We start from the raw sequence: 17,387 nt of genomic DNA, 5'->3' as shown, positions 1-17,387 counted from the left end.
GTCCACGCTACCGAGGGAGCGGTGGTGCCGGTATCCGTCAGACAGGACGGTTAACGTACGCCTTGATTGATTCGGTGCCCTCCGAACGTGACCATGGCGCTTTCTTTCTTGGCACTCGGAGATACGCATGCACGCACGATGGCTGGCTGCGCTGATGGTCGCGGCCCCGATGCTCGCCCAGGCCGATGTCCTGATCGGCAGCTGGAACATCCGGCACCTCGGTTGGGCCAACGACAAGGCCATCCCTCAGGTTGCCCACGTCGCCAACCATTTCGACTTTCTGGCCATTCAGGAGCTGATGGATACCTCGGCCCTGGAGAGGCTGGAGCAGGAGGTGGAGGCCCTTTCCGGCGAAGCCTGGTCGTCGATGGCCAGCCGGGATCTCGGGCGTTCCTCCTATACCGAGCACTATGGATTCCTCTGGCGTGAGAGCGAGGTCGCCTATGCGGACAGCGCGGTGGTGTTCCTGGATTCGGGCGATGTCTATTCTCGCGAACCCTATTCGGCGCGCTTCCGTGACGTGGACACTGGCGATCTGTTTACCGTGGGCACGGTGCACGTGGTCTATGGCGACAGCATCGGCGACAGGCTGCCGGAGATCGCCGCCTTGGCGGACTACTGGGGCTGGCTGGACGAGACCGCCAAGGGCACGCCACGGCTGCTGATAGGGGACTTCAACCTACCGCCGGATCACGACGGATGGGGGCCGTTGCGTGAGCTCGGGGCGGAGCCGGCGATCACCGACGGGCGCTCCACGCTGGCCATAACGGCCGACGAGTACGCGAATCTCTACGACAACATCTGGTTTGAAGGGGGCGGCCTCGAGTTGAGCGACCGCGGCATCCTGCTGTTTCCGGACCTGGTGGCCATGGACCATCTGGAGGCGCGCGACCGGATCTCGGACCATGCACCCGTCTACATTGGCATCAATGGTGCCCGTCTCGAGCTCGTGGCCGCGAAGGGAGCGGCCATGACCGGCATTGAGACCGAAGACTGCATCGATCTCAATGCCAGCGCGCCATCGCGGCTCGAGGAGCTTCCCCATGTCGGGCCGGCGCGGGCGGAAGACATCGTGGAGGGACGCCCCTGGGTGTCGCCCGAAGAGCTGACCAGGGTGAGCGGCATCGGAGGTGGCCGCCTCGAGGATATCGAGGAGAGTGGCCTGCTCTGCCGGTGATGCGTGCCTGGCGGGTGAGGCTGTGAGGCCTGTCACCCTGGTTTCACTCTGGGTGATATGGGGCTGACCCTTGCAGGTCGGCGATGCGCCCTCGATACTGATATCTATACAGTAATCGAGGGAGCCCTCATGTCGATCTTGCCGCAAACCACCGCCACGCCGCTCGGCCGTGCCCAGGCCGTCACCGTCGCCCACAGCCAGCCGCTCTACGTCGGCCGCGTACGGGCGGGCTTCCCCAGCCCCGCCGACGATCACCTGGATGCCGACATCGACCTGCACGCCCATGTGGTCAAGCGACCGGCAGCAACCTTCTTCGTGCGCGCCGAGGGTGACTCCATGCAGGGGGAGGGCATCCACCATGGCGACCTGCTGGTGGTGGATCGCAGCCTGGAGCCGCTGCCGGGTCGGGTGGTGATCGTCGCCTTGGACGGCGAGCTCACGGTGAAGCGGCTCGAGCGGGTGGGGCAACGCTTCTATCTGGCCGCTGCCAACTCACGCTACCGGCCGATCCCGCTGGAGGGCCGCGAGGCCCATGTGTGGGGCGTGGTTACCCACGTCGTTCATGCGCTCCCGGGTGCAGCGTCGTGATCGCCCTGGTCGACTGCAACAACTTCTATGTCAGCTGCGAGAGAGTGTTCGACCCAAGGCTCGAGGGTAGGCCGGTGGGGGTGCTCTCCAACAATGACGGCTGTGTCATCGCCCGCAGCAACGAGCTCAAGGCCCTGGGCGTCGAGATGGGCGCGGCCCTGCATCTTCTGCCACCTTACATCCGCCGCAGGGCCGTGCTGCTCTCCAGCAATTACGCACTGTACGGCGACATGAGCAAACGGGTGACGCAGACGCTCGCGGAGTTCTCGCCACACGTCGAGGTCTACTCCATCGACGAGAGCTTCGTCGGCTTCCAGGGCTTCGACCCCGCCACCCTGGAGGAACGCGGCCACCGGCTGCGTCAGACCGTCAGGCAATGGACCGGCATCCCGGTGTCGGTGGGCCTGGCGCCGACCCGGGTGCTCGCCAAGGTGGCCAATCACGCGGCGAAGAAGCTCCCCGCCTATGGGGGCGTGTGCAAGCTCGAGGTGGACAATCCCGCCACCCGGACGATCCTGCGGCAGCTGCCAGTGACCGAGCTGTGGGGCGTGGCCCGGCGCACCGGCGAGCGCCTGGCGCTGATGAGCATCGAGACCGCGTGGCAGCTGCGCGAGGCCGATCCCAAGCGGATCCGCCGCGCCTTCTCGGTAGTGATGGAGCGCATCGTCTGGGAGTTGCGTGGCCACCCTGCCATCACGCTCGATGACATGGCCGCACCGAAGCAGCAGATCATGGTGTCGCGTTCCTTCGGCCGCATGACGGGCGATCTCGTGGACCTGCGCGAGGCGCTCCGCCAGCACACTGCCCGAGCCGGCGAGAAGCTGCGTCGCCAGGGCAGCGTCACCAGTGCGGTGATGGTATTCATCAATACCAACCGCTTTCAGCTCGAGCATCCGCAGTACCGCAACAGCGTTGTGGTGCCATTGCCGCGACCCACCGACGACAGTCGCGAGATCGCCCACGCCGCCGCCCGAGGACTCGAAGCGATCTTCCTCAAGGGCTACCGTTACCAAAAGATCGGGGTGATGCTACTCGACCTCAGCACAGACACTCACCGCCAGCTCTCGCTAGATGAGACGCCGCAGAGCGAGGCCGCACGCCAGCGTAGGCAGCGACTGATGGCCACCATGGACCGGCTGAATAGGGAGCTGTGCCGGGATGCGGTGCGTCTTGGCCTGCCACGCAAAGGCAACGCCTGGGGGCTACGCTGTGAGAGAAGGACACCCAGGTACACGACGCGGTGGGAGGAGCTGGTTAGGGTAAAAGCCTGAGAGAAGATGACAGCACACGACCCAACTCTGCCATGCCAGCAAAGGCAGCAGGCACGTTCATCCGTGTTATGCAGCAGACGCAATGATTGGTGTTATACTGCCGAACTATACTTAATGTCTATGTATTTCATAAGGTTAGGGGGTATCGACGTTCGGCATAACATTATTGAACGCGCTGGCGCGTTTATTCAATCATAGGATGGGCTGTCTAATCACTGTTAGGGCTTGGAAGCGATGAACAACTTTGCACTACAGGAAATTCTCGGCATTGTCGCTACGGCTATTGCTGTGGGCGCGACGGTTGCATCCATCGTTGGCGCATTCAATGCCGGCGTATTGAGGCGTATTCGATTCGGATCAATTGAAATCGAGGCGCCGAGCGAAGAAACGAGAAAACTCCGCGAGGCTCTTAAGGCAGCAGTCACAGCGGGAAAAGACATCCCATTTGAGATCGAGCAACTTACAAATTACTACAGTCAGATACTGACGCAATCGAAAATTAGTTTCTGGTTCAGTCTTGTCTTCGCTTCTCTTGGCTTCGCGATCATTGTCGTTGCGGCGTTTCTCTATACGGACGGTTCAGGAACAGCTACGGTGGCACAGTTCGTCGCCGGAGTGATTATGGACGCGGTAGCCGGACTCTTTTTTGTTCAGTCTAGAAATGCGCAAGAGTCTATGGCCGAGTTTTTCGATAAACTGCGCAGTGATCGGCTACACATGGAATCACGGAGGCTGGTAGATAACGTGTCGAGCGAAACAGCGAAAGATGCACTACGACTACATTTATCCCTCCACTATGCGGGCGTGTCGAATGCGGAAGGTGTCGCCAAGGGTATTACGGAAACGTGTTTGGCCAACCCATCAAGGCCCTAACATGGGCGCTGCAGACCGACGCTTGACCGCTTCCTCCTTTCGCTTCCGCTCCAGTCGGTCGCCCTCAAGCGCGGCTGAGCGCCGACGTTATATCAGCTCGCGATGAACGGCCCGCTTTTGGCCGGTTCTTGACACTGGAGGATCGCCGTCGATCCTCCCCTCTCAGCGGGGTGGTCATCGAGGCCTTGCAACACCGCAGCCTTCAATACTGCCAAGCGGCTTCGCCGCCACCCCGGTCCGCACGGCTGACGCCATGCTGCTGCAGTACTAACCCTCGCCGCTTGCGACATCCGGGCCATAGCCACACCAACCCTGCCTGGCTCGACAGGCCGGCACGTCGCTGGTGTGGAGCCTATCGCGACTTGAGTCCCGTGGCCCCGCTTGAGGTCTTAGCAACGCCGAATTTCCATCGTTCGGGCGTCGCCACCACTGCTGTTAAGGTTACCGGTACAAGGAGGCTAGCGTATTGCTGCTCGAACTCAGCACAGACACTCACCGCCAGCTCTCGCTAGATGAGACGCCGCAGAACGAGGCAGAACGCCTGCGACAGCGCGCTGCTGTTCGATCGCCATGCCCACCTGGTGCACTACACTTCGGCCTTGCGCAATCCAGTGTTCGTGAATGGTGCGAACTACAACGGCACCCCCGCGATGCTGAAGCAGGTGGGGCTACGGCAGCAGATCGAGACCTCATTGGCCGAGGAAGTCAGGGCTCTCCCGAACAACTTGTTCTTCCCCCTGGGGCCAAAGGTGGCCGAGGTATTCCAGATGCTGGTGAACCGTGGACTGGTGGAGGAAGACCGGGTACTGGCAGGATTAAGCGCTACGACCGGGCGCACACGCTGCTCTACATGGGCCCGCCGTACTGGCAGACTGAGGGCTATGGCGTCGGGTTTGGCATCGAGCAGTACGAGCAGATGGCTGAGATCCTGAGGCGGCTCAAGGGCAAGGCCATCATCAGCCTCAACGCCACCCCCCAAGACGTCCGTAGCATCTTCGCCGGCTATCACATCGTGACTACCGACATCCGCTACACCGTCGGCGGCAAGGGCTCGAAGGCCAGCGAACTGCTGATCTTCAGCTGGGACGTGGAGACCGAGCCGGCGGGGCTGTTCTAGAATGACCTTCACAATCGGTAGGAGTAGAAGATGTACGAGCAAAGGGACTTTGAGACTGCACGCGAGCTAATAACAGCTCTTTCACCATTGAATACAGATCATTGGCCCAGGGGGATGTATGTATTCCGGGGGCAGCGCTCGACACAGTTCGGACTTGTTCCCTCAGCCTATCGCTCTCAGAGTGAAATTTCTGCTAGAAGAATGTGGCAGGGCCATGGCGATGTGTCTGGAGGAAGGCAGGTATTTTTTGAAATCAGAATGTTGTCGAGCTTCCTGGAAGCATGCGACGCATCAGGCTTACAGGTTTCTGGCGATTCGATCCAAGTGCGTCAGCTTCTGCATGAGGCCTTGCATTTATTTTTGAACCCCTCTGAGTGGCCACCTATGGCATTACTTCCAGTGATCGCTACTGCGCAGCACCATGGTGTCCCAACATGCCTGTTAGATTGGACTTGGAGGTCTTATGTGGCTGCCTATTTTTCTGCATCCAGCGTTGTAAGGGAGCCTGAAAGCGCTGGGGAGCTGGCGGTATGGGCACTCCGGGTAGACATGTGCAAACAGTGGGAGAAATTATCTTTTCTAACCATGCCTGGAGGCACTACAGCGAACCTAGCCGCACAAGCGGGTGTCTTCACCATATCGGGCATCAAAGCCACTGGGGGGGAGCACTTTGAATCCACGGCCATTGAGCACCAGGAGGATGTGTACAACAACCTGCTTGGGCCTTGTCCTGGTTTGATACAGATGACCCTCCCTGTCTCGGAGGCACCTGAACTGCTGCGATTATGTGCTGATCTCGGTGTCAAAGGTTCTGTGCTGTTTCCTGGCTACGAGGGTGCTGCTCGAGAGGTGATTGACCTTGCCAGTGCCAATCCATCTGTCATACCAGAGAAATGGCCCCGCTAGATACCAAAAGTACCGCGAAAGGCTTCCTCCTATATTTTGGTAGCCGATGCCAAACGTGAAGCGAAGCAGTGCCGAGTACTGCGTGCGATTGCAATAAAACTAGGGGGCGAGCTAGGGGGCGGAAGGGTGATAAGACGGTAAGAAGAAACGGGATGTAATGGTAACCCATTGATTTTTTGGCGCCCCCATCAGGATTCGAACCTGAGACCTTCCCCTTAGGAGGGGGACGCTCTATCCAGCTGAGCTATAGGGGCGGAGCCGAGGCGGCATTATAGGGAAAGTCGATGCCGAGATAAACCGCCACTGTCCTGGCCTGGCGACCCCAAGGAGGGGCGGCTAGGCTGGGCCTGGCATAACTGATGGCGGAGCCTGCATGGACATCGGCGACTATCGCGCCCATGACGCCCTGGGGTTGGCGGCGCTGATCCGTCAGGGGGAGGTGAGCCGCGAGGAGGTGTTCGCTGCCGCCTGTGCGGCGATCGAGGCCGACAACCCTTACCTGGGGGCGGTGGTGCGCACCCGCTTCGCGCGGGCGGCCCGCGAGGGGGGACACCTCGATCCCGAGGCGCCCTTTGCCGGGGTGCCGACCCTGACCAAGGACCTGCTGATGGCCCTCGAGGATGAACCGCTGGCCTGCGGCAGCGCTTCCATGGCGGCGTGGCGTGCCCCGGAAAACGCCAGCCTGGTGACACGCCTGCGCCAGGCGGGCCTGTGCATCCTCGGCCAGACGGCCACGCCGGAACTGGGCCTGATGGGCATCACCGAGCCCCGCGCCTTTGCCCATCCCGTGAATCCCTGGCGACCCGCGCATTCGCCGGGCGGCTCCAGTGGCGGTTCGGCGGTCGCGGTGGCCAGTGGCCTGGTGCCCCTGGCCCTGGGCAGCGATGGCGGTGGCTCGATCCGCATTCCGGCCAGCCACTGCGGCCTGTTCGGGCTCAAGCCCTCTCGAGGGCGGGTGCCGCTGGGCCCCATGTTCGGGGAGGTGTGGCAGGGCGCGGTGGTGGAACACGCCCTGACGCGCAGCGTGCGCGACAGCGCGGCCGTGCTCGACGTGATCAACGGCATGGATGCGGGCAGCCCCTGGCCATTGCCGCGGGAGCAGGGGTTCCTGGCGGCGTTGGGGCGTCCGCCACCCCCGCTGCGGGTGGCGGTCTCGCTGGGCGAGCCGCTGGGTGCGCCGCTGGGAACCCGTCTCGACCCCGAGGTGCGCCTGGCGGTGGAATGGGCCGCGCATCGTCTGGAGGGGCTGGGTCACCGGGTCGACTGGGCCGAGCCTCCGGTGGAGGGTGGGGCCTTGGCCGACAGCTACTTGACCCTCTACCTCGGACACCTGGCCGCGGATCTGGCCTGGATCAGCGAACAGACCGGCGTGCCGGTGGGTCGACTCGACATCGAGCCCGCCACCCGCGCCATCGGCCGCCTGGGACGCTGCCTGCCGGCCCGGGACTATGAGCTGGCCAAGCGCGACTGGAATCGCGTGGCGCGTGCCATGGCCGGCTTCCATCGGCGCTTCGATGTGCTGCTGCTGCCGGTGGCGGCCGGCCCCGCGCCACGGCGTAGGGCCCTTTACCCGTCGCCGGCCCGCGAGCGGCTGATGGCGCTGCTGGCCATCCCCGGCGCGTCGCGCCTGGCCCTCAAGGCCGGCATGCTCAAGCGGCTGGCGGCGGAGGCGCTGCGCATGACGCCCTTCACCCAGCTGGCCAACCTGACCGGCCAGCCGGCCATGTCGCTGCCACTGCACATCACGCCGGATGGCTTGCCGGTGGGGGTACAGGTGATCGGCCCCATGGGCGACGAGAGACGCCTGCTGGTGCTGGCTGCCCAGCTCGAGGCTGACAGCGGCTGGGGACGCCACCTGCCGCGAGTCCTGGGATAGGTATTGACCGGTGCAGGGCTATCGCAGATAGCGGTATCGCTCGGGGCTGATCCGTCGACAGGTCGTAGAGGGAGTCTCCTCGTCAGATCCAGCGGCGATAGCCCTGTCGGCCGGTGGGAGCCGGCGGGCAAAGCCGGGTAGAATGCCCGCGAATCCGTCCCATGGTCCTGCTATGCCCCAGCCTCCCAGACCCAACGTGTCTTCTCCACTGTCCGCGCACGGCGACCGTCACTTCGACGGCCTGGCCGACAAGTTCGCTGCGAGCCTCTATGGCGGGGCCCGTGGCGAGCTGCGCCTGGCGCTGCTCGACCAGCTGCTGCCCGAGATGCTCGAGCTTCGCGGCCAGCCACTGCTCGACGTGGGCGGAGGGCTCGGCCAGCTGGCCGGCTGGTTCGCGGCCCGCGGCCATGCCGTGACCCTGACCGAACCCTCCGCCGAGATGCTCACCCGGGCCCGGGAGCACCTGGCAGGGCAGGACGTGCGCCTGCTTCAGGCACCGCTGCAGGCCCTACCCGAGCAGGCCCCCGGCCCTTGGCCGCTGATTGTCTGCCATGCGGTACTGGAGTGGCTGGGGGATCCGCGCACGGCCCTGGCCGTCCTGGCGCGTCTGCTGGCGCCGGGCGGGCAGCTGTCGCTGATGGTCTTCAACCGCGATGCACTGCGGCTCTCTAACGTGGTCAAGGGCAACCTGGAAAAGGCCCTGGCGGACCGCCTGGAAGGCAAGGGGCAGCGCACGCGCCTCACGCCCATCTCGCCGCTCACCCACGGCCAGATCGAGGACTGGAGCGCCGAGCAGGGCCTCATGATCCGCCAGGTGGCGGGCATCCGGGTGTTCGCCGATTACCTGCGCCAGTCACCCGAGAGGGCCGCTGACCGGGAGCGGCTGCTGGCCCTGGAGCGGCGCTACTGCCGGGTCGATCCCCACTGGCGGCTGGGCCGCTACCTGCTCTATACCCTGGAGCGACCGTCATGTTCCCCCGAGGAGGCCACCACATGAGTGCCGAAACCCCTGTCTGCCAGCTACTGGAACGCCAGGATGCCGACTATTCCGGCTGGCTGTGGGTCGCGCCCCCCCGGGACGCCTGGCTGGAGGCGGGGGAGGGGACGCTGCTCACCGCCGACCAGGCGGTACTCGCCGCCTGGCGGGCCCGAGGCCGGCCGGCCGTCTCGCCCCTCGAGGCCGCCCCGGCGGCTCCGCCGGGGGCGGTACTGTTCTGGCCCAAGAGCCATGCCCTGGGCGAGTGGTGGCTGCTGTGGCTCTGCGCGACCCTGCCACCCGGCGCGCCGCTGCAGCTGGTGGGCGAGCACCAGGGTGGCATCAAGCGGGTCCTCAGGGTGCTGGCGGCCCTGGGGCTGGGCTGTCGCAAGGTCGACAGTGCGCGGCGTTGCACGCTGTTCGAGACGCGCCTGGACCGGGTCGATCTCGATCCCGAGGCCGCCTGGTCCCGCTTCGAGGCCGAGGGGCTCACCCTGGCCAGCCATCCGGGGGTGTTCGGCCACGGCAAGCTCGACGACGGCACCCGGCTGCTGCTGAGCCAGCTGCCGGGGCGGATAACGGCAGGGAGCGAGGTGCTGGATCTGGGGTGCGGCGACGGCATCCTGGCGGCCTGGCTGGCCCGGCAGGCGGCGCGGGTCACGGCGGTGGACGTGAGCCACTTCGCAGTGGAGGCCACCCGGCGCACCCTGGTCGCCAACGGGCTCGACGGGGAAGTCCTGGCCAGCGACGTCTACTCGGCGCTGGAGGCACGACGCTTCGATACCATCGTCAGCAATCCGCCCTTCCACCAGGAGCGGGCCATCGACTATGGGCCCGTGGGGCGGCTGATCCTTGAGGCGCCAGCGCATCTGCGACCCGGCGGTCAGCTGCTGCTGGTGGCCAATGCCTTCCTGCCCTATCCGGATCTGCTCACGCGGGCCTTCGGCGGCTTCGAGATCCTAGCCGACGACCGACGCTTCCGGGTCTACGCCGCCAGCGCCTGAGACATGCAAGGAGGCAGCCGGAGGAACCGGCTGCCGGGTGGGGAAGGGATATTAGAATTTCTCTCACATCCCACTCAGATAGAGTGGGCTTTTCCGTCGACAAGCCTTCGCGAGCGCGCTGTGAACCCTTCCTTGGGCGCTACCTTTGCCATTCATGGCAAAGGACACTCACTTCGTCTTGCCCCCGGCGCCCACTATTGCCGGGGTTTGGAAAGGCGCTCTTAGTAGGTCTTTTCGCCTTCCATGCCCTCTGTGCTGCCTTCGCCTCTCAAGCCTGTCTTGGCGGCCTTGAACTCCTCTTCACTCAAGGAGCCATTCCCGTCCGTGTCGGCGGACTCGAACTCCAGCCCTTCGACACCGGAGGCTTCTTCCTGGCTCAGTGAACCATCCTGGTTGGTATCCAGCTCGGTAAACTTGTCGGTGCCTTCGGCGATGGCAACACCGCTACCGAAGAGCAGGGCGAGGGCCAGCAACATCGATTTCAGGGGTAATGTCTTCATGGTGCTTCTCCTGAGGTTTCAGTGAATACACTCTTGATCGACCACGAGCCGGATGGCTCGCTTGTCCTGTAGGTAGCCATCTTTATGCCAGGTTGAGAGAAATTTCTTTAAAAACATAAGGATGGGTGTCATTTCGAGAGGTGCGTCGTGGGCAGGCACCCGCGGTCGGGGGGTGAGTCTGTCGACGGTTGGCGACGTGTGGCGGTTCTCGGCGGCAAGTACCTGATTCTCCACTGCAATGACTGTCATCGAACCGCGACAGGCGCGAAGCGAAAGGGCGGGTACCGGTGGCTGGCATCAGGGGAGGGGGCGGGACGCCCCGTCCTAGGGGGGGCGGTAGTCGATCGCGGTGATGAGATAGGTACTCTCGCCGCCGGGGGCGGCCACCGTAGCCTCGTCGTCTAGCCCCTTGCCCAGCAGGGCCTTGGCCAGCGGGGCGTCGATGCTGATCCAGCGCTTAGTGGTATCGGTTTCGTCGTGGCCGACGATGCGCAGGGTCAACTCCTCGCCGGCCTCGTCCTCCAGAGTGACGAAGGCGCCGAAGTAGACCCGCTCGGTATCCGCCGGCAGCCGGTCCACGACCTGGAGCTCGTCGAGGCGTTTGGTGAGGTAGCGGATGCGGGCGATGACCCGGTTCAATTCCTTCTTATTATAAGTGTAGTCGGCGTTCTCGCTGCGATCGCCGAGGGCAGCCGCCTCGCCCACCTTGGTCGACAGGGCGGGGCGCTTGACCCGGGACAGGTGGTCGAGGATGCCGCGCAGGCGCTCGGCGCCCTCGGCGGTGATCAGGTTGCTCTTAGGCTCCTGGCGCGGGTCCTTGGCCGGGTCGCGCCAGCGGGTCATGTTGCGGCCTTTCATGCTCACGCTCCTGACTCGTCGACGAGAGGCGCAACATACGCCATCCATGGGTGAGTCGGCAATGCACCGGCGGGATCGACGCCACAGGAAAGTGCCTGCGAGGTTGGCAGGCTCGCTTTCGGCCATGATAATGGAGCGCATTGTGCCCTTCGGAGACCCCCCATGACGGACGCGCCCGCCCCTTCCCCCGGTGCCGACCGGGAGGACGTCCCCGACACGCCGCCCTTCACCCGGGACGACGTGGAACTCGCCGAGCGTCGCTGCCTTCACCAGGGCTTCTTCCGCTTGGAGGAGCTGCACCTGCGCCATCGCCTATTCGAGGGTGGCTGGAGCGGCCAGGTGGTTCGCGAGGTGCATCGTCGCCATGATGCCGTGGGCGTACTGCTCTATGATGTGGAACGCGATGTCGTGGCGCTGGTCGAGCAGTTCCGTGCCGGGGCCATCGATGACCCGGCCTCGCCCTGGAAGCTCGAAGTGGTGGCCGGCCTGGTGAAGCCAGGCGAGAGTGCCGCCGAGGTGGCCCGGCGCGAGGCCAAGGAGGAGGCCGGCTGCGAGGTCGGCGAGTTGATCGAACTGCACACCTATTACCCGAGCCCGGGGGCCTGCGATGAGCGCGTCACCCTGTTCTGTGCCTTGGTCGACAGTCAGGGGCTCGGCGGTGTCCACGGCCTCGACGAGGAGCACGAGGATATCCGGGTGCGGGTGATGCCCTTCGCTCGCGCCTGGGAACTCCTGGCGGCCGGGCGACTCGACAATGCCATGTGCCTGATCGCCTTCCACTGGCTGGCGGGTGAGCGGGCGTCCCTCAGGGCAAGGAGGTAGCGTGTCGCGAAGCGCGTATGTCACCGATCTCAGGAGTCTGCAGGGAGAGTGCAGTGCCAACTACCTGCGCCTCATGCGACTGCTGGGCGACCTGGAGGCGGGCGAGAGCCGCGAGGTCGAACTGGTCAGCCAGGGAAGACGCCTGGGCGCCCTGTGCCTGAAGCTGCAGGAGCGCGCGCCCTATACCAGCATCGTGCGGGTCTCCCAGCGCGGGGTGCTCGATGCGATGATCGAGACACCGCGCATGCGCGTGCACCTCTATCACGATGTGCGCATGGCCGAGGTCACCGACTTCCAGCGCCAGCGCCACTTCGACGGTCGCTATCGCTATCCCAATGCGCGCATGCACCAGCCCGACGAGAAGCTCCAGCTGAACCGCTTTCTGGGCGAGTGGCTCGACCACGGCCTCGCCCACGGCCACTCCCTGGATCTGCCCCAACTGCCGTGAAGCGAATGGCCCTGCTGAGAGAGATGTCCTGATGCGCCTCGTGCAGCTTACTGACTGCCACCTGCATGCCGACCCCGCGGCGCGCTCCCGCATCGGCCTTCCCCTGCGCCAGCTCGAGGCAGTCGTGGCGGCGGCGGCCCGCGAGCGCCCCGACCTGGCACTGGTTACCGGTGATGTCAGCGAGGACCAGACGCCGGCCTCCTACCGGCTGGCGGAACAGGCCCTCGCCGGGCTCGGCTGTCCCTGGGTCTGGCTGCCCGGCAATCACGATGCGCCGGCGCCGATGGCCGCGTGCCATCCCTTCCAGGAATGCCTGGAACTCGACGGCTGGCGGGCCCTGTTGCTGGATACTCAGGTGGTCGGCGAGCCTCGGGGAGAACTGGGAAAGGCGCAACTCTCGACCCTGGAGGCACGACTCGCCCAGGACGACCGGCCGACCCTGCTGGTGATGCACCATCCCCCCATGGCTGTCGGCTCGGCCTGGCTCGATGCGCTCGGTCTGATGGATGCCGAGGCCTTCCAGGACAGGGTCGCGCCCTATGGACAGGTGAAGGCGATCCTCTGCGGCCATATCCACCAAGCCTTCGCAGGCTGGCTTCCCGACCCGAGCGGCGCTCCCGGCACGATCCGGGTCTATGGTTGCCCCGCCACCAGCGACCAGTTCCTGCCGGGCTCGGCGGCCTTCGCCGTCGAGGCGGCCACCCGCCCAGGCTATCGTATCATCGACCTGAAAGGGAATGAGCTGACCACCCGGGTCACTCGAGTCGACCCTTGATATCCTTAATGGGTATAAAAAGATAGTTATTGATTCTTTTACGTTATTATAGGCGGACGTTATCCTCGCCGGCATGACCTTTTCCGCTCATGCCACTCGAGGTAGCCGAGCCATGACCAGTCTTCATGCCCCGACACGCGACAGCGCCGTCCAGGCCGATGGGGCGCTCCCCGGTCTGACACCACGGCGGCTCACCCACCTGCAGCAGTTGGAAGCCGAGTCCATCCACATCATCCGCGAGGTAGCGGCCGAGTTCTCCAATCCGGTGATGCTCTACTCCATCGGCAAGGACTCCTCGGTGATGCTGCATCTGGCGCGTAAGGCCTTCTACCCGGGGCCGCCGCCGTTTCCGCTGATGCACATCAACACCACCTGGAAGTTCCGCGAGATGATCGCCTTCCGCGATCGCATGGCCGCGGAGTCCGGCATGGACCTGATCGAGCACATCAACGAGGAGGGGCGCGCCGCCGGCATCAATCCCTTCGACCACGGCTCGAGCGGCTACACCGACGTGATGAAGACCCAGGCGCTCAAACAGGCCCTGGACAAGTACGGCTTCGATGCCGCCTTCGGTGGGGCGCGTCGTGACGAGGAGGCCAGCCGTGCCAAGGAGCGGGTGTTCTCCTTCCGCGACAAGCACCATCGCTGGGATCCCAAGAGCCAGCGCCCGGAACTGTGGAACCTCTACAACGCCCGGATCAACAAGGGCGAGTCGATTCGTGCCTTCCCGCTCTCCAACTGGACCGAGTTGGACATCTGGCAGTACATCTACCTCGAGTCGATTCCCATCGTGCCGCTCTACTACGCGGCCCCCCGGCCGGTGGTGGAACGCGACGGCATGCTGGTGATGGTCGACGACGAGCGCCTGCCGCTGGAAGACGGGGAAGTGCCCGAGGAGAAGTGGGTGCGCTTCCGCACGCTCGGCTGCTACCCGCTCACCGGGGCGGTGGAGTCCAGGGCCGATACCCTGCCCGAGATCATCCAGGAGATGCTGCTGACGAGGACCTCCGAGCGCAGCGGTCGCGCCATCGACCACGACCAGGCCGGCTCCATGGAGAAGAAGAAGCGCGAGGGGTACTTCTAACATGTCACATCAATCGACCTTGATCGCCGATAACATCGAGCAGTACCTGCACGAGCACGAGAACAAGGACCTGCTGCGCTTCATCACCTGCGGCAGCGTCGATGACGGCAAGTCGACCCTGATCGGCCGGCTGTTGCATGACTCCAAGATGATCTTCGACGACCAGCTGGCGGCGATCACCCAGGCGTCGAAGAAGAGTGGCACCACCGGCGAGGAGGTGGACCTGGCGCTGCTGGTGGACGGCCTGCAGTCCGAACGGGAGCAGGGCATCACCATCGACGTGGCCTATCGCTTCTTCTCCACCGACAAGCGCAAGTTCATCATCGCCGACACCCCCGGGCATGAGCAGTACACCCGCAACATGGCCACCGGGGCGTCCACCGCCGGGCTGGCGGTGATCCTGATCGATGCCCGCTACGGCGTGCAGACCCAAACCAGAAGGCACAGCTTCATCGCCGACCTGCTGGGCATTCGCCACCTGGTCATCGCGGTCAACAAGATGGACCTGGTGGACTACAGCGAGGCGCGCTTCGAGGAGATCGTCGCCGAGTACCGGGCCTTCGCCGAGCAGTTGGCCGCCGACGACATCCGCTTCGTGCCGCTCTCGGCGCTGAAGGGCGACAACGTGGTCAACCAAAGCGCGGCCATGGACTGGTACACGGGGCCGGCGATGCTCGAACTGCTCGAGACCGTCGAGGTCCGTCACGACCAGAACCTGCATGACCTGCGCCTGCCGGTGCAGTACGTCAACCGCCCGAATCTGGACTTCCGCGGCTATGCCGGCACCCTGGAGGCGGGCATCCTGCGCCCGGGTCAGGCCGTCAAGGTCTTGCCCTCCGGCAAGACCTCGACGGTCGAGCGCATCGTCACCTTCGACGGCGACCTGGAGGCCGCCTGGCCGGGTCAGGCGATCACCGTCACCCTGAGTGATGAGATCGACATCTCCCGGGGCGACTGGATCGTCGCTGCGGATGCCGAGGTGGCCATGTCCAGCGCCTTTGACGCCGATATCGTGTGGATGAACGAGCAGGCCCTGGTGCCGGGCCGCCAATACGACATCCGCCTCGCCGGTCGGGCGGTGGCCGGCCAGGTCGAGACCATCCATCACCAGGTCGATGTCAACACCCTGGAGCGGCATCCGGCGGCGCGCCTCGAGCTCAATGCCATCGCCCGCTGCCGGGTGGCGCTGACCGGTGAGGTGCCCCTGGACGCGTATGACCGTAGCCCCGGCACCGGCAGCTTCATCATCATCGACCGGCTGTCCAACGTGACGGTGGGCGCGGGCATGATCCGCGGGGTCGCCGAGGCCGAGGCTGTGGCCCCGGGCGAAGTGGACTGGGCCGGCTTCGAGGTCGAGCTCAACGCCCTGGTGCGCAAGTACTTCCCCCATTGGGAGGCCAAGGACGTGCGCGAGCTGCTCAAGTAGCGGCGAGCGATCCACCGCCTCGACGGGCCCGGCAACCGAGGTTGCCGGGCCCGTCGCGTTTGGGGCCCCTGGCCGGTGAGCCTGAGGCATTGATTCCCGCTTACCCGTGTGTAATAACTAAGTTGTTACGTTTCGTCTGGTATGCGGAAGGAGGTCGGCAATGCGTACGCACCTGAGAAAGATCGGTAACTCGAAAGGGGTGCTGATCCCGGCCGCCATGCTGTCGGAGTTGGGCATCAGCGATGAGGTTGAGATTCACCTGGAGGGGCAGCGGTTGGTGGTGGAGCCGGTCAATCAGCTGCGCAAGAACTGGTTTGATGGTTATGACGCCAGCCGCGATGAGGCCGCCTGGGAAGAGCTGGTCGATGCGGATGCGGATGAGTGGCAGTGGTAAGTCGCAGGATACGCCGTGGTGAGGTCTATTGGGTCAACCTCGATCCCACTATGGGCACCGAGATTCGCAAGACGCGTCCTGCGCTGGTGGTTTCGCCGGATGACATGAACGCCGCGCTGCCCAGGGTGATCGTGGCGCCGGTCACCACCAGCAAGGGACAGCCTCTCGGCTGTCGGCCTACGCTGGTCTTCCAAGATAAGCCGGCGCGCATCTTGCTGGACCAGGTTCGTTGCATCGACAAGCGCCGGTTACTCGGGAGAATGGGGGTGATTCCGGAGTCGGTTTGGCACGCGACCCTGCTGGAGATGCTGCAATAAACTACCGCGGCCTCGCATCCTGCTCTGCTTGCAGGGGCCGGTGCTGGCCATCCCGTTCGGAGGAATCCTCCTCACCCTTGGCGTAGGATCTCCTCTTCGGCTTGCCCCGGCGCCCCTCGCTGTTGGCAGCTTTTAAATTTGGTCGATGAGTGCCGGGAAACCGCCTCTGGTAGGCTGGGTCCAATATTGTACAGCCCTCCTGGAGTGCCCTATCGATGTTCGTCCTGGCCATCGTCCTGCTGCTCGCCCTCTTCGTGCTGCCCAACCTCTGGGCGCAGTGGGTGCTACGTCGTCACGCCCGGCGACGGGACGACTATCCCGGTACCGGCGGCGAGCTGGCCGAGCACCTGCTGCGGCGCTTGGGCATCGAGGGCGTGAAGGTGGAGATGACCGACCAAGGCGACCACTACGACCCCCAGACGCGCCGGGTGCGACTGGCGCGGGACCACTACGCGGGTCGCTCGCTCACCGCGGTGACGGTGGCGGCCCACGAGGTGGGGCACGCCATCCAGCACCAGCAGGGCTATGCGCCGCTGCTGGCCCGTTCACGGCTGGTGGCGGTGGCGCAGAAGGCCGAGAAGGTCGGCGCGCTGCTGATGATGGCGGCGCCGGTACTGCTGGTGGCCACCCGCATGCCCGGGGGCAGTCTGGTACTGGTGCTGGCCGCGGTGTTCAGCTTCGGTGCCGCCGCCCTGGTGCACCTCATTACCCTGCCGGTGGAGTTCGACGCCAGCTTCCAGCGTGCCCTGCCGCTGCTCGAGGAGTACATTCCGCCCCGCGACCTGGCCGCTGCCCGCCATGTGCTCACCGCCTGCGCCTTCACCTATGTGGCGGCGTCGCTAGCCAGCCTGCTCAACCTGGGGCGCTGGCTGGTGATCCTGAGGCGGTAGGCCCCCTCCGCCGGTGATGCCCTACGCCGACCTTAGCTGGCCGATGGGGCTGAGTTTCACCACGTTATTCCTGGCACGTTCGGTA

Annotated in this window: 19 protein-coding genes and 1 tRNA gene; 17 read left to right on the top strand and 3 right to left on the bottom strand. The window is 64.7% G+C overall.

All coding sequences use genetic code 11. The annotated features are described in order from the left end of the window. Positions 1 to 127 precede the first annotated feature (127 nt). The 6 genes from FHR94_RS10725 (at position 128) to FHR94_RS10700 (ending at position 5,932) form a co-directional block, all read left to right on the top strand. The gene (locus FHR94_RS10725) at positions 128 to 1,177 is read left to right on the top strand and encodes a helix-hairpin-helix domain-containing protein (RefSeq protein ID WP_183325715.1); all 1,050 of its coding nucleotides are present in this window, start codon (positions 128 to 130) and stop codon (positions 1,175 to 1,177) included. A 129-nt stretch (positions 1,178 to 1,306) separates the two neighbouring features. Continuing rightward, positions 1,307 to 1,765, top strand: coding sequence for a LexA family protein (locus FHR94_RS10720; RefSeq protein ID WP_183325714.1), 459 nt, complete (start codon positions 1,307 to 1,309; stop codon positions 1,763 to 1,765). Beyond that, entirely contained in the window at positions 1,762 to 3,036 is a 1,275-nt protein-coding gene (locus FHR94_RS10715; protein WP_183325713.1) for a Y-family DNA polymerase, read from the top strand. The genes FHR94_RS10720 and FHR94_RS10715 overlap by 4 nt, the downstream gene beginning before the upstream one ends. 234 nt (positions 3,037 to 3,270) lie before the next feature. Further along, entirely contained in the window at positions 3,271 to 3,909 is a 639-nt protein-coding gene (locus FHR94_RS10710; protein WP_183325712.1) for a TRADD-N-associated membrane domain-containing protein, read from the top strand. An 850-nt stretch (positions 3,910 to 4,759) separates the two neighbouring features. Continuing rightward, positions 4,760 to 5,026 carry a hypothetical protein gene (locus FHR94_RS10705; protein ID WP_221188448.1) on the top strand — a complete coding sequence of 89 codons (267 nt, stop codon included), beginning with the start codon at positions 4,760 to 4,762 and terminating at the stop codon, positions 5,024 to 5,026. A 30-nt stretch (positions 5,027 to 5,056) separates the two neighbouring features. Continuing rightward, a complete protein-coding gene (locus FHR94_RS10700) occupies positions 5,057 to 5,932 on the top strand; it encodes an FRG domain-containing protein (protein WP_183325711.1) in 876 nt (291 codons plus the stop codon). Positions 5,933 to 6,109: 177 nt separating this feature from the next. On the opposite strand, the gene FHR94_RS10695 is transcribed toward FHR94_RS10700, so the two are convergent. Further along, a tRNA-Arg gene (locus FHR94_RS10695) sits at positions 6,110 to 6,186 on the bottom strand. 119 nt (positions 6,187 to 6,305) lie between these two features. On the opposite strand from FHR94_RS10695, the gene FHR94_RS10690 reads away from it, so the two are divergent. The 3 genes from FHR94_RS10690 (at position 6,306) to FHR94_RS10680 (ending at position 9,788) form a co-directional block, all read left to right on the top strand. Continuing rightward, positions 6,306 to 7,808 carry an amidase gene (locus FHR94_RS10690; protein WP_183325710.1) on the top strand — a complete coding sequence of 501 codons (1,503 nt, stop codon included), beginning with the start codon at positions 6,306 to 6,308 and terminating at the stop codon, positions 7,806 to 7,808. Between the two features lie 172 nt (positions 7,809 to 7,980). Continuing rightward, positions 7,981 to 8,805, top strand: coding sequence for a methyltransferase (locus tag FHR94_RS10685; RefSeq protein WP_183325709.1), 825 nt, complete (start codon positions 7,981 to 7,983; stop codon positions 8,803 to 8,805). Then, positions 8,802 to 9,788 carry a methyltransferase gene (locus FHR94_RS10680; RefSeq protein ID WP_183325708.1) on the top strand — a complete coding sequence of 329 codons (987 nt, stop codon included), beginning with the start codon at positions 8,802 to 8,804 and terminating at the stop codon, positions 9,786 to 9,788. Before FHR94_RS10685 ends, FHR94_RS10680 begins: the two co-directional genes overlap by 4 nt. A 221-nt stretch (positions 9,789 to 10,009) precedes the next feature. Here the strand turns inward: FHR94_RS10680 and FHR94_RS10675 are convergent, their stop codons facing one another. Together FHR94_RS10675 and greB are read right to left on the bottom strand one after the other, a co-directional pair. Beyond that, complete coding sequence (locus FHR94_RS10675) at positions 10,010 to 10,288, bottom strand: EF-hand domain-containing protein (RefSeq protein WP_183325707.1); 279 nt, start codon at positions 10,286 to 10,288, stop codon at positions 10,010 to 10,012. A gap of 324 nt (positions 10,289 to 10,612) precedes the next feature. Further along, complete coding sequence (gene greB / locus FHR94_RS10670; RefSeq protein WP_183325706.1) at positions 10,613 to 11,146, bottom strand: transcription elongation factor GreB; 534 nt, start codon at positions 11,144 to 11,146, stop codon at positions 10,613 to 10,615. 162 nt (positions 11,147 to 11,308) lie between these two features. On the opposite strand from greB, the gene FHR94_RS10665 reads away from it, so the two are divergent. The 8 genes from FHR94_RS10665 (at position 11,309) to FHR94_RS10630 (ending at position 17,302) form a co-directional block, all read left to right on the top strand. Further along, positions 11,309 to 11,968, top strand: coding sequence for an NUDIX domain-containing protein (locus tag FHR94_RS10665; RefSeq protein WP_183325705.1), 660 nt, complete (start codon positions 11,309 to 11,311; stop codon positions 11,966 to 11,968). Position 11,969: 1 nt separating this feature from the next. Then, positions 11,970 to 12,416, top strand: a complete 447-nt coding sequence (locus FHR94_RS10660; RefSeq protein WP_183325704.1) for a DUF1249 domain-containing protein — start codon at positions 11,970 to 11,972, stop codon at positions 12,414 to 12,416. A 31-nt stretch (positions 12,417 to 12,447) separates the two neighbouring features. Continuing rightward, positions 12,448 to 13,191, top strand: a complete 744-nt coding sequence (locus FHR94_RS10655) for a metallophosphoesterase family protein (RefSeq protein ID WP_183325703.1) — start codon at positions 12,448 to 12,450, stop codon at positions 13,189 to 13,191. A 112-nt stretch (positions 13,192 to 13,303) separates the two neighbouring features. Next, on the top strand, positions 13,304 to 14,275 hold the full coding sequence (gene cysD, locus FHR94_RS10650) for a sulfate adenylyltransferase subunit CysD (RefSeq protein WP_246389901.1): 972 nt from the start codon (positions 13,304 to 13,306) through the stop codon (positions 14,273 to 14,275). Position 14,276: 1 nt separating this feature from the next. Then, positions 14,277 to 15,701, top strand: coding sequence for a sulfate adenylyltransferase subunit CysN (gene cysN, locus FHR94_RS10645; RefSeq protein WP_183325702.1), 1,425 nt, complete (start codon positions 14,277 to 14,279; stop codon positions 15,699 to 15,701). A 160-nt stretch (positions 15,702 to 15,861) separates the two neighbouring features. Then, the gene (locus FHR94_RS10640; protein WP_183325701.1) at positions 15,862 to 16,095 is read left to right on the top strand and encodes an AbrB/MazE/SpoVT family DNA-binding domain-containing protein; all 234 of its coding nucleotides are present in this window, start codon (positions 15,862 to 15,864) and stop codon (positions 16,093 to 16,095) included. Then, positions 16,083 to 16,412: a type II toxin-antitoxin system PemK/MazF family toxin gene (locus FHR94_RS10635; RefSeq protein WP_343064662.1), complete on the top strand. Its 330-nt coding sequence runs from the start codon at positions 16,083 to 16,085 to the stop codon at positions 16,410 to 16,412. Before FHR94_RS10640 ends, FHR94_RS10635 begins: the two co-directional genes overlap by 13 nt. A gap of 215 nt (positions 16,413 to 16,627) precedes the next feature. Beyond that, positions 16,628 to 17,302: a zinc metallopeptidase gene (locus tag FHR94_RS10630; protein ID WP_183325700.1), complete on the top strand. Its 675-nt coding sequence runs from the start codon at positions 16,628 to 16,630 to the stop codon at positions 17,300 to 17,302. The last annotated feature ends 85 nt before the right edge of the window (positions 17,303 to 17,387 follow it).

It is taken from the genome of Halomonas cerina, from assembly GCF_014192215.1.
Taxonomy (GTDB): Bacteria; Pseudomonadota; Gammaproteobacteria; order Pseudomonadales; family Halomonadaceae; genus Halomonas; species Halomonas cerina.
The sequence above is the reverse complement of the archived record's forward strand: the minus strand, read 5'-3'. Positions and strand labels throughout refer to the sequence as shown.